This window comes from Parafrankia sp. Ea1.12 (genome assembly GCF_900465275.1).
Taxonomy (GTDB): Bacteria; Actinomycetota; Actinomycetes; order Frankiales; family Frankiaceae; genus Parafrankia; species Parafrankia soli.
The window spans coordinates 1-11,252 of record NZ_UBIZ01000506.1; the positions used below are offsets into that span (position 1 = coordinate 1).

The window sequence follows — 11,252 nt, forward strand, 5'->3', positions numbered from 1 at the left end:
GGGCGAGCTCGGCGATCAGCGCGTCGCTCATCCCGACTGTCACCGCCGCGCGGGACGAGTCGGTCCGGCTCCGCCCCGGTTCGGGGTGCAGCGAGGGCAGACCAACGAGGTGGCGCTGGCCGTTGGCGTCGGTGCGCGGCCGGGGAGCCGACGCGGCGGAGCGGGTCGCCTGGTACTCCTCGACGACGCTCTGCCGCTCCCGGCGGGCCCGCGCCGCCGCGCTGTCCCGCCGCGTCCTGTTGGTGCCTCTTCGGTGGCCTCTTCTACCCGGAACTTCTCCTGGGGTCGTGGAGCGTCCGCGCCGTCCGCCGGACTGCCCGAGGCCCGCTGCATCCCACCGGCCCGCGCTGCCGCTGCCGGAGCGGGTGGTACGCCCGGTGGCCCTCCCGGCCACGCCGCGCCGGCGGCGGACCCGCCCGAACACGGTGAGGGCCGTCGCGACGACCGTGACGGCGAGGGCCGTCCAGGTGACGGCGCCCACGTCTCCGGCGTCGCCGGTGGTGGCCCGCCCGGGCGGGTTGCCGCCGTCCTGTCCGGCGCCGCGGCTGTCGGCGCGCCCGGCGCGCTCGCCGGTGTCACCCGGTGCGGCGCCGGGGGCCACGGCCCCACCGGCGGTGGTCGGGTCGCCTGGTGTCACGTCGGAGGGCCCGGCGAGCCGACCCACCGGGCGGACGTCGGCCGCGTGCGCGAAGCCCCAGTCGAGCAGCGCCCGCGCGTCCGTCCCGTAGGCCGGCGCCGTGCGCAGTAGCGAGACGATGAGCGTCCGGTCGTTCCTGGTCGCCGCGCCGACGAACGTCGCCCCGGCGGCGACCGTGTAGCCGTTCTTGATGCCGATGGTGCCCTCGTAGCTGCCGATGAGGGTGTTGTGGTTCGCGATCTCGAAGCGTTCGTCGCCGCGGCCCGGCAGCGAGGCACGCGGGATGGTCAGGTAGCCGCGCACGATGGGGTCGTTGAGCGCTGCCCGCCCGATCACCGCCAGGTCGTGGGCCGTCGTGTGCTGACCGGGGGCGTCGAGACCGGTGGGATCGCCCGCGACGGTCTCCGACGCGCCGAGCGAGGCCGCGAGCCGGTTCATCCGGTCCAGTACGGCCTCCCGGCCGCCGGCCGCCTCCACCAGCGCGACCGTGGCGTCGTTGCCGCTCGCGATCAGCATCGCCGTCGCGAGGTCGCGCACGGTGTAGCGGACGCCGGGGACGAGCCCGACCCGGGTGCCGTCCACCTGGGCGGCCTGGTCGCTGATAGTCACCTCACGGTCTGGCGGGAGCCCGGGGAGCACGGTCAGCGCGGTGAGCATCTTCATCGTGCTCGCCGGCAGGTCCGGGAGGTGCGCGTTGTGCGCCGCGAGGATCGCGCCGCTGCCGGCGTCCGCGACGAGCCACGCCTCGGCGGTGATGCCGGCCGGCGGTGGCACGGTGGTCTCCGCGGCGTCTGTGGCCTCCGCGGTGTCCGCCTGGTCGGTGGCGCCCGCCGTGCCAGTTGTGCCTGCTGTGCTGGTAGTACCGGCGGACATGCCCGCCGCCGTTCCGCCGGCGCTCGCCGGGCCGGCCTCGTCCGCGGTGGACGATGTCGTACCGGCGGACGCCGTCCCGGACGCCCCGGTCGCCGTCGAGGCCGCGGCGAGCGGCTCGACGGCGAGGGCACCGGCCGGGAGCGTGCCGGCGGTCAGCGGGCGGGCGGGCGGCCTCCTGGCAGGCAGCGGATCGCCCCCGGCCATGGCAGCTGACGGTGGTGCGGTGCCCAGAACGAGGACCAGGGCCGAGGCCAGCCCCACCGCGGCGCTCACCACCCGGCGGAAACGCTCGGGCGGATCGGTACGTCGTGGATCGGTACGTCGCGGATCGGGGTGGTGCGGGTCGGGCGGGGTGAGACCCTCCCGAGCGTCCTCATCGGTGCGGCGCTCGAGCGGGCCGGATCGGGGTCGACGCGTCCGGCCGGCATGCACCTACCGAACGTTACCGGTCGATCTTCATCCGGTGAGTTTGTCGTGTCACGTGTCTCGGATTCGTGCTCGCGTCGGTCGGATGGGTACCTTTCGTCCGGCCCGCGAACCACTTCGCGCCGGGACGAGAAGATGGCCCTGTGTGGCTGCCCCGTCCGGGGAGAGCGCGCCCGGCGCCGGGACGACGACCAGAGCCGGCTCCGGGACGGTCGCGGTGTCCTGACCCGCGTGATCCGCCGGCGCATCCGCCGACGCCGTCGGGTGTGCGTGTGCGGGCTCGTCCACTGTCAGTGTCGCGACTGTTGACGTACCGGGTACGGACGGCCAGGCCACGCCGCCGCGCGCGGGGCGCTGCGCCGACCCGTTCGGGGTGGCCGCGAGGGGGTGCGCCGCCGGTGCCGTGGGCTGGAGCACCATGCGGAGCAACGCCTCGATGTCACCACGCAGTGACTCGAGCTGGTTCGTCAGCTCACCGCGCACGTACTGCCGTGTGGCGGCGTCGCTCTGGGCGAGGCGCAGCGCCGCCACCTCGCGGGCCAGGAACTCGGTGTCCTCACGCATCCGGATGGCCGCCGCCCGGTCCTCCGCGAGCGAGGCACGGTCCCGGTCGTCCTGCCGGTTCTGCGCGAGGAGGATCAGCGGGGCGGCGTAGGCCGCCTGGGTCGAGAACGCCAGGTTCAGCAGAATGAACGGGTAGGGATCCCAGCGCATGAGCGGCAATGCGATGTTGAGTGCGATCCAGACGATCACCACACAGGTCTGGATGGCCAGGTAGCGGCCGGTACCGAGGAAGCGCGCGATGGTCTCGGCGCCGCGGCTGATCGTCTCGCGGTCCACCCGGCCCGCGATCAGTGGAGATCGGCCGGCGACCGGGATGTCGAGCCGGTCCGATCCGGTTCCCCGGCGTGCCGCGAGACGGCTGGCGGTGTTGATGCTCATAGGAGGTCCCCTCCGCGCTCGGCCGTCGCGAACGGACGGAGCCGATACGCACTTCAGAGCAGGCTGCGCGGGAGAAATCCCATCGCGGCCCGGGTCGACACGTCGCTGATCGACCGCACCTGCCGGAAAGGAACCCGGGAGATCACCTGACCCCGGGCGTCATGGACGCGGGCTGGACTGACTGGCCGTGCCGGCCGCCACGAGGAGGGGCGGCCGCGCCGACGGAACCATCCGCCGCGGACCGATCGTCAGCCGGCGTCCACCAGCAGGAAGCGGCTGTTACTGGAGCACCCGCCAGGACTCACAGCGGCCACCTCCTCTGGTCGGCCTCCGTAGAGGATCCAAATGTTGTTGTCAAGGATAGCCGCCCCTTGCGATTGTTCCGCTATGGGGTCGTCCGTGACCTGTGTCGCGCCGCCGTCACATGCTGTCGTGCCGCCGGTGATCTCGCCTGGTAGCCGGCCCCGCGGGCGGTTCCCGCCGCGTGGGTCGGGTAGTGGATGGCGGGATCACCAGACCGCGCGGACTCCTCTCGAAACGGATCACTCATGCTGGCTTTCGGTTGCGCCTACTGTGGCCAGCTTGTGTTCTTCGAGAACTCGACGTGTCCGCGCTGCGGGTCGGCGCTGGGGGTGGCACCATCCGCGCGACGCCTGATCACCCTCGTCGACGCCGGCGACGGACTGTTCCGGGAGCGGCCCGCGGTGGCCGACGAGGCGGCGGCTCTCGCCGCCGAGATCACCGCGCCCGCCGGGGCCCCTGGAGCCGGGATCCCTGGAGGAGATCGGTCCGTCCCGGCCGAGCCACAGCAGCCACGGTACCGGCGGTGCGGCAACATGGAACTCGCCGGCTGCAACTGGCTCGTCGAGCTTGCCCCTGGCGCGGCCGGGCCGCCACCCGGGCAACTGTGCGCCTCCTGCCGGCTCACCCGCACCCGCCCCAACGACGCGGACACGTCCGCCGCCGAGCTGTTCGTGCGGGCCGAGGCGGCCAAGCGACGCCTGGTCTTCCAGCTCCTCGACCTCGGGCTGCCGGTCGTCTCCTACGCCGACGACCCCCGCGGGGGACTGGCGTTCGACCTACTCAGCAGCACCTACGAGAACGTCGTGACGGGCCACGGTGACGGGGTGATCACCCTGGATCTCGCCGAATCCGACGACGCGCACCGGGAGAGCGTCCGCGCGCGCCTCGGCGAGCCGTACCGGACGCTGCTCGGCCACTTCCGGCACGAGACGGGCCACTACTACTGGCCCAGGCTCGTCGGGGCAGACCCGGCCGTGACCGGACGATTCCGCCAGCTCTTCGGCGACGACCGCGCCGACTACGGTGAATCCCTCGAACGCCACTACAAGGAGGGGGCGCCGGGGGCCTGGAGCGAGTGGTACGTCAGCGCCTACGCCACGATGCACCCGTGGGAGGACTGGGCCGAGACCTTCGCCCACTACCTGCACATCATGGACGCCCTGCAGACCGCCGCCGAGTACGGCCTGCGCACCGACGGCCCGGACCCGAGGCGCTTCGGTGTCGACCTGGAACGCTTCGTCGCCCGGCCGGCGCCCCTGCCGCCCGCCGCCCGCCGCGCCACGGCCGGCTTCGACGAGATCGCGGCCCAGTGGCTCCCGCTCACCTACGCCCTCAACGCGGTCAACCGCAGCATGGGCTTCGATGATCTCTACCCGTTCGTCCTGACGTCCACCGTGCTGGACAAGCTGAGCTTCGTCCACGACCTCGCGACGGCCCGCGCCACGCGGTGACGGCCGCGCCGTCGTTACAGCCACATGGACGTGACGGCCCTCGTCGGCGGGCCGGCCACCGCGGTGACACTCGGGTCAGCGGCTGGCCCGGCCGGCGGCGTCGGCTGCCAGGATCGCGTCGACGATCATCGGCGGGTCGAGGTCGAAGGGCTCGTTGTGGGCTGTCTCCCCGTCGGCGAGCGCCCGGACGGCGATGCCGCGCAGCAGCTCGATCGGCGGATCCGCCAGCCCCACCTGGGCGAGTGTGCGCGGCAGCCCCACCCCGCCGCAGAACGCGAGCACCTCGGCCAGCTCCTCCTCCGGCCGTCCCTCGACCACGAGCTGGACGATCAGCCCGAACGCGACCTTCTCGCCGTGCAGATACCGGTGGGTCTCCGCGGCCACGGTCAGGCCGTTGTGCACCGAGTGCGCCACGGCCAGCCCACCCGACTCGAAGCCCAGCCCCGACAGCAGCGTGTTCGCCTCGACGACCCGCTCCAGCGCCGGTGTCACCGCGCCGGCGCGCACCGCGCGGATCGCCGCCGCCGCGTCGTCGAACAGGATGCGTCGGCACAGCTCGGCCAGCGCGCCGGCCGTCGCCGTCTGCGCGCCGTCGAGCTGGTTGGCGCGCCGGGCCTCGCCGACGGTACGGGCCTCGTACCAGGTGGCGAGCGCGTCGCCGATCCCGGCGACCAGCAGGCGGGCCGGCGCCGCGGCGACCGCGGTGGTGTCGACCAGGACCAGATCCGGGTTGCGTGGGTAGAACAGGTACCGCTCGAACGCCCCGTCCTGGGAGTACACGACGGACAGCGCGCTGCACGGTGCGTCGCTGGACGCGGTCGTCGGGCAGGTCACCACCGGCACGTCGAGCGCGGCGGCCGCCGCGCGGGCGGTGTCGAGCACCTTCCCGCCACCGGCACCGACGATCACCGTCGCCTCCGGGTCACGCGCCGCCGAGACGACCCGGTCGATCTCCTGGTCGCTGCACTCGCCGCCGAACAGGTGCACGGAGTAGGGGATGCCCGCGCCGTCCAGGCTCGTCCGCCAGGTGTCCTCGAGCAGGCGCAGCGGGGCCCCGCTCGTCACGATGACCGCCGGGCCGGTCAGGCCGAGGCGGGCCATTTCCGGCCCGAGCGCGGCGGTGGCATCCCGACCCTGGACATATCGACCCGGCGACCCGAACACGGCGAGCATGGACGATTACGGTAGCGGTTCCGCCGGGCTGCGCCAGCATGTCCGCTCCCCGGTGCGCGATCGAAACGCCGGCGGCTGGGTAGGCCCGGAGCTGGCAGGACAGACATGTCACGTCGAGACACCTCGCGCGGCGCGGCTCGCGTGCCCATCGGCCGACCGCCGTCGGCGTCGCGTGGTCCGCGGTCTCGGCGGGGAGGAGGCCGGCGTGCTGCTCGCGGAGGAACTGCTGCTACTCGCACTGGACCCGGAGAAGGGGAAGCCGGTCAACTCGTCCCGCGCGGCGGTGACAGTCGGGATGAGCGACGCGCTGATCGCCGAGCTCGCCCTCGACGGCCGCGTCGAGCTGGACGGCGAACGGTTCGTCCCGGTCTGGCCCGCGCCGGGGCACCCGCTGCTGGCCGAGGCCAGCCGCCACCTTGACCGCATGCGTGGGGACAGGAAGGTGAAGCGCGCCGCCGACCAGATCCGCGCGCTGGACAAGGCGCTCGACGGCACCTGGGACAGGGTCGTCGGTGGCCTGGTCGAGAGCAGGGTGCTGGCCCGCGACCGCCGCCGTGTCCTGCTCTTCCCGGTCACCAGGTACCGGGTGCGCCAGACCCGGGCCCGCGAGGACGTCCTGCGCCGGGTCCGGGCGGCGGCGTCCGACGGTGGGTCGATGGACCCGCGCACCGCCACGGTGCTGGCGCTGTCCGGGCCGTCGCGGCTCCTCGAGGTCGTCGCGCCCGAGAGGTCGGGCCGGGACCACGCCCGTGCGCGCATCGAGGCCGCGACCCGGAACACGCCCGTCACGCCCGCGGTCAAGAAGGTGCTCGACGAGGCGGCCGCGGCCATGGTCGCGATCACCGCCGCGACGTCGGCCGCCACGTCGGCGGCCACGATCTCGTCGAGCTGACCGGCGCGGCACCGCCGCGGACGACGAGCTGCCGGCGCAGGACCCACTTTTCCGCGGCACCGAATACCGTTTATGCGCCTGTTCCGGGAACGCGGTCGAAGGGCTCGGGTCGCCGGTCGGTCCGGGCGTGCCTACCGTGGATTTCCCGATGGCACCCCGCGGATCGGAAAAGGACACTCCTGGGCTGGGCGGGCCTCGGCTGAAACCGGCGACGTCTCGACCGGGAAAGGCCGTCGGAGGTCGTGCGGACGCTTTCGAGGGGGCGGATTCCATGAGACTTCTGACGGTGGCAATCGCCGGCCGATCATCGTCGGGCTCTACCTGGCCCCGATCGCCGCGATCTTCTTCCTGTGGTTCCTCGCCGCCACCCGCGCGCGGATCGAGGGCCGGGAGAACCGGCTCGTCGCCACCGTCTTTCTCACGAGCGGCCTGCTGTTCGTCACCTGTCTGCTCGCGGCGAGCGCGGCCTGGGGGGAGCCTCGCGGCGGCCGTCGAGTTCCTCGACATAGGCCCGTTTATCGACGCGTCCACGCTCGGCCGTCGCGGCGGCGCCCTCTCCCGACCGGTCGTCGTGATCGGCTACCTGGCCGCCTTCGTCCTGCTGTCCTGGGTCCCTTACCTGGACCAGCTCGCCCGGGTGCTTCCTCTGGACCTGCCTGGTCGGCATCGAGATCCTCCGGACCGGAATCCGCCCCAGAACCTGAGGCCCCACCCGGGAGCCGGCGTCGGGAGGTTCTCCGTCGAGGCTGATTCGGCGTTACGCGCGGCGGTCACGGCATTGGGAGCAGACGGAGGTAGGACCAGGCCCGTTCGCTGATCGCTCCATGCGTGGCGGCCTCGGCGCCACGACGGTCAAGTTTGGCGACGATCGCGGCCTGGATGTCCGGGTCGCCCGCCGCCATCTCACCAAGCAGCCGGTGCCACTGCCGGACAGCATCCTTCGCCTCATCGCTCGTCAGGGCGGCACCTGTCTCGACCAGCGTGCGGATCGTGGTGTCCAGTTCGCGCGCCCGTCCCGTCCAGTCCGCCAACGCGGTGCTCGAGTGGCGAGCCTTGAGCCGCTGGAGCTGCTCCGGCGTGAAGGTGGAACCAGTCATGATCTCCTCCAACGCGGTGAGAACGCTGTCGCTGTCAGCGTGTTCGGCTGTTCTGATCCGGCGGCGAGCCAGCTCGAGATCGGCAATCCGGTCGTCGAGCTCGCGACGTCGGACGCGGATCAGGGCGGCCAGCAGGGCGTCGTCGCCGTCGATGACCTCGCCGACTTCGGCGAGCGAGAGGCCGACCATCTGAAGCGCGAGGACATGCCGGACGCGGACCGCGTCGCTCGGCCGGTAGCGGCGGTGACCGCTCGCCGTGCGCGTGGCGCGCACGAGCCCGATGGCGTCGTAGTGGCGCAGCGAACGCACGCTGACTCCGACGGAGCTCGCGAGTTGCCCGATTGTCCATGTCTCGGCAGGCGGGTGCATGCGTACGACGGTAGAACCTGACACAGCGAGAGGATCAAGTCGATTTCTGTGGACACGCTGGAAGCGCGTCAGCCTGGTTCCTGATCGCAGTCGGCGTCTGGACGTGGGCCATCTGGCCCAATTTCCTTCGGAACGTGTGGAAGGATGATCGTTCCGGGGACGACGGCCCGACCGGCTTCTTCACGGTCCACCTGGTCCTGACCGTCGTCTCGCTCGCCATCGGCTCCGTCGTCGGCTGGCTCGGCATCCGCGGTGTGCAATCGGTTCGGGACCGCGACTTGGCTACGCAGCCACGAAGGCCGTGAGCTGAAATATCGCTGCGGCGGCTGTATCACTGGCTGCCACGCCCCTCGGCAGATCTCCTTCATCGGGCTGCCGAAATCCGAGTGCCTCACGAAGTGGTAGCCTACGGAGATCTTGAAAGCGGCGTCGAAAATCTCCAGGGAGAGCGCATAGGCCCGGTAGAATGTTGCGGGGCCTTCTCGTCAAACCCTTGTAAAAGAGCAGAGTCTCCCTGTTCTAAAAGAGCACGACGAACCCCGTGCCCCGAATTCCGTGCCGCTCGACTTTCCTTCGCCTTCGATTCTGCACTGGTTGACCAGGTCCGCGATCCGCAGCCAGTCGGTCGGGTGGACGGTCTCGATATCGAACGCTTCAGAAGCCAGGTCCGCGAGGAAACGCAGTTCGGCCTGCGTGCTGAGCCGGCTACCGAGAAGGTAAACCACCTCGGTGATCACAAGGGTGGGGACGATCAGCGGGCCGGGATAGGTCTCCAGCAGGTCCGCGCAGGCCTCGTGATGTTGATCGTCGGCGTCGACATACGCGTAGAGAGGGCCTGCGTCGACCACGAGGGCTATGGCGCCACCTCGCTGGCAAGGATCTCCTCCATGCGTTCGGAGACGTCCTGTCGCACGCTGCGGCCCGCGCCCCGAGCGCCGAGCACACGCCGGCCGCTGGCGGCCTCGCCCCGTTCGAGCAGCTCGGCAAGGCCCGCCGGCACGATCGCGGCCAACCGCCGGCCGCTATCCGTCAGGTAGACGACCTGACCGGAGGCGGCAGCCTCCCGGACGACCTCGGCAAGTTGGTCATCGGGTAACGAGACGGCATCTCCGTCAGGGCGACATCGTAACTGTGGTGCACTCGCTCACCCGCTATCGATCTTCTTGCTCGGGAGGTGGGGCGCATCTGTGGTCCTCACCGCTCAAGCGACAAGCAGTCGCTCGACGATCACGATCTGTACACCACATGCGGATCGGTGAGCCAAGCGGCTCGCTCTCCGCCGAGACGCTCCGCGAGCGGCTTCCGATCGGCTGCTACTCGGGTTTGCCGGCCCACAGGTCGGGGCCGAAGACCTCGTACTGGATGCGCTGGGCGGGAACGCCTCGGTCGAGCAGGCCGGCGCGGATGTCCCGCATGAACGGGATGGGGCCGCACAGGTGGACCCGGGCGTCGGCCGGGACCGGTACCCGGGCGAGGTCGAGGAGCCCGAGGTACTCGTGTGCCGCCAACTCGCCGTCTGCCCGCTCGTACCAGGTGCGCAGGTCGAACGAGCGCAGCAGCCGGCCGAGCGAGACGAGTTCTGCGTGCAGCGGGTGCGTCCGTGGTGAGCGGTCGGCGTGCGCGATCACGACCTGGCGGTCGGGCCGCACGCGGGCCAGGTGGGCGAGCATGGCGACCGTCGTGGTGATCCCGATGCCGGCGCTGATCAGCAGCAGCGGGTCATTGCCAGCGGGCAGCGTGACGTCGCCGGCGGGTGCGCTCAGCTCGAGGATGTCCCCGTCCTTCACGCTGTCATGCAGGAAGCTGGAGACCAGGCCGTCGGGGGCTCCGCTCGCGCCGGCCACCCGGCGCACCGTGATCCGGAGTGAGTCCGCACCGGGCGCGTTGGACAGCGTGTACTGGCGCGGCTGCCGACGACCGTCCGGGAGGTCCACGGCGACCGAGACGTACTGCCCGGGCAGGTGGGACGGTAGGGGTCCGTCGTCCGCGGGAACCAGCTCGAACGACACGACGCCCTCGGCGTCGGGCACTCGCGCCGCCACCCGCCACCGCCGCCAGGGCTGGGCCGGGTCCACTCCGGCCTGCTGGTAGAGCCGGGCCTCCTCCGCGATCAAGGAGACCGCGAACAACCAGTAGACCTCGTCCCACGCGGCGTGGACCTCTGGCGTGACGGCGTCGCCGAGGACCTCGCCGACCGCGGCGAGCAGGTGCCTGCCGACGATCGTGTACTGCTCGGGGAGGACACCGAGGGAGACGTGCTTGTGCGCGATGCGTTCGAGCACCGGGCCGAACGGCGTGTCGCTCGTGCCGACGAGGTGCTGGGCGAAGGCCACGACGGAGGCGGCCAGCGCTCGACGCTGGACCCCGTTGGCCTGGTTGCCCTGGTTGAACAGGCGGAGCAGCTCCGGATGGGCGGCGAACACGCGGTCGTAGAACGCCGAGGTGATGGCGACTCCGTGCGCCGCCACGGCGGGGGCGGTGGCGCGTACGACGTCGGTCGACCGTTCGGACAGCATGGCGGAACCTCCGTGCGGCAGCAGGGTGGGAAGGGTGACGGGGCTGGCCGGCCTGCCTACGGGCCAGCCCGGCCGGGGGGTGCCAGGGCGAGCAGGACCGGCCCGGCGGGTGGGCCGACGAGGTCCTCGATGGTGACCGCGTCGAGCGTCGTCAGGAAGCTCTCCTGTGCCTGGCGCAGCAGTGGCCGCAGCCGGCAGGCGCATCGCAGCGGGCAGGGCGGCGCGTCGCACGCGATGACCTCGCCTGGTCCTTCGAGCGCTCGCACGATCTGCCCGACGCGGGCGCGGGACGCCTCGGGGGCAAGCAGGACACCGCCGGCGCGGCCACGCATCGTGACGATCAGCTCCAGCCGTTGCAGCCTTTGAACGATCTTCGCCATGTGCGTGACCGGTACATCCAGCGACTCGGCGAGATCGCGGACGGTCAGGCGGGACGTGCGCGTCGCCGCGAGCATGAGCACACGCAGCGCAAGATCGGTGGACTGCGTCAGCTGCATCGTTCCGACACCTCCTCGACCGCCACCGGGACCGTCTTCTATGACGTGTAGAAGCTGACGACGGCCACGCTAGCAA

11 protein-coding genes are annotated in these 11,252 nt (G+C 71.8%); 3 read left to right on the forward strand and 8 right to left on the reverse strand.

The genetic code is table 11. The features are described from left to right. Both FMEAI12_RS29790 and FMEAI12_RS29795 read right to left on the reverse strand, forming a co-directional pair. On the reverse strand, positions 1 to 1,771 hold a 1,771-nt coding region (locus FMEAI12_RS29790; protein ID WP_235014789.1), incomplete at its 3' end, for a D-alanyl-D-alanine carboxypeptidase family protein. Positions 1,772 to 1,987: 216 nt separating this feature from the next. Beyond that, the gene (locus FMEAI12_RS29795) at positions 1,988 to 2,878 is read right to left on the reverse strand and encodes a DUF1003 domain-containing protein (protein WP_112108650.1); all 891 of its coding nucleotides are present in this window, start codon (positions 2,876 to 2,878) and stop codon (positions 1,988 to 1,990) included. A gap of 548 nt (positions 2,879 to 3,426) precedes the next feature. Here FMEAI12_RS29795 and FMEAI12_RS29800 point away from each other — a divergent pair. Further along, positions 3,427 to 4,632, forward strand: a complete 1,206-nt coding sequence (locus FMEAI12_RS29800) for a putative zinc-binding metallopeptidase (protein ID WP_112108651.1) — start codon at positions 3,427 to 3,429, stop codon at positions 4,630 to 4,632. A gap of 75 nt (positions 4,633 to 4,707) precedes the next feature. Here the strand turns inward: FMEAI12_RS29800 and FMEAI12_RS29805 are convergent, their stop codons facing one another. Further along, a complete protein-coding gene (locus FMEAI12_RS29805; RefSeq protein ID WP_112108652.1) occupies positions 4,708 to 5,805 on the reverse strand; it encodes a glycerol dehydrogenase in 1,098 nt (365 codons plus the stop codon). A 205-nt stretch (positions 5,806 to 6,010) separates the two neighbouring features. On the opposite strand from FMEAI12_RS29805, the gene FMEAI12_RS29810 reads away from it, so the two are divergent. After that, complete coding sequence (locus tag FMEAI12_RS29810; protein ID WP_112108681.1) at positions 6,011 to 6,697, forward strand: GPP34 family phosphoprotein; 687 nt, start codon at positions 6,011 to 6,013, stop codon at positions 6,695 to 6,697. 770 nt (positions 6,698 to 7,467) lie between these two features. Here the strand turns inward: FMEAI12_RS29810 and FMEAI12_RS29815 are convergent. After that, the gene (locus FMEAI12_RS29815; RefSeq protein WP_112108653.1) at positions 7,468 to 8,163 is read right to left on the reverse strand and encodes a MerR family transcriptional regulator; all 696 of its coding nucleotides are present in this window, start codon (positions 8,161 to 8,163) and stop codon (positions 7,468 to 7,470) included. Positions 8,164 to 8,180: 17 nt separating this feature from the next. Between FMEAI12_RS29815 and FMEAI12_RS38795 the strand changes: the two genes are divergently transcribed. Further along, entirely contained in the window at positions 8,181 to 8,468 is a 288-nt protein-coding gene (locus tag FMEAI12_RS38795; protein ID WP_112108654.1) for an SCO4848 family membrane protein, read from the forward strand. Between the two features lie 180 nt (positions 8,469 to 8,648). Here FMEAI12_RS38795 and FMEAI12_RS29825 read toward each other — a convergent pair whose 3' ends face one another. The 4 genes from FMEAI12_RS29825 to FMEAI12_RS29840 all read right to left on the reverse strand — a co-directional run bounded on the left by FMEAI12_RS29825 (position 8,649) and on the right by FMEAI12_RS29840 (position 11,176). After that, positions 8,649 to 9,011: a type II toxin-antitoxin system VapC family toxin gene (locus FMEAI12_RS29825; protein WP_200835461.1), complete on the reverse strand. Its 363-nt coding sequence runs from the start codon at positions 9,009 to 9,011 to the stop codon at positions 8,649 to 8,651. Positions 9,012 to 9,016: 5 nt separating this feature from the next. Continuing rightward, the gene (locus tag FMEAI12_RS38800; RefSeq protein ID WP_235014792.1) at positions 9,017 to 9,163 is read right to left on the reverse strand and encodes a hypothetical protein; all 147 of its coding nucleotides are present in this window, start codon (positions 9,161 to 9,163) and stop codon (positions 9,017 to 9,019) included. Between the two features lie 313 nt (positions 9,164 to 9,476). Then, positions 9,477 to 10,679, reverse strand: coding sequence for a globin domain-containing protein (locus tag FMEAI12_RS29835; protein WP_112108656.1), 1,203 nt, complete (start codon positions 10,677 to 10,679; stop codon positions 9,477 to 9,479). Between the two features lie 56 nt (positions 10,680 to 10,735). Then, positions 10,736 to 11,176: an Rrf2 family transcriptional regulator gene (locus FMEAI12_RS29840; protein WP_112108657.1), complete on the reverse strand. Its 441-nt coding sequence runs from the start codon at positions 11,174 to 11,176 to the stop codon at positions 10,736 to 10,738. Positions 11,177 to 11,252: the final 76 nt, after the last annotated feature.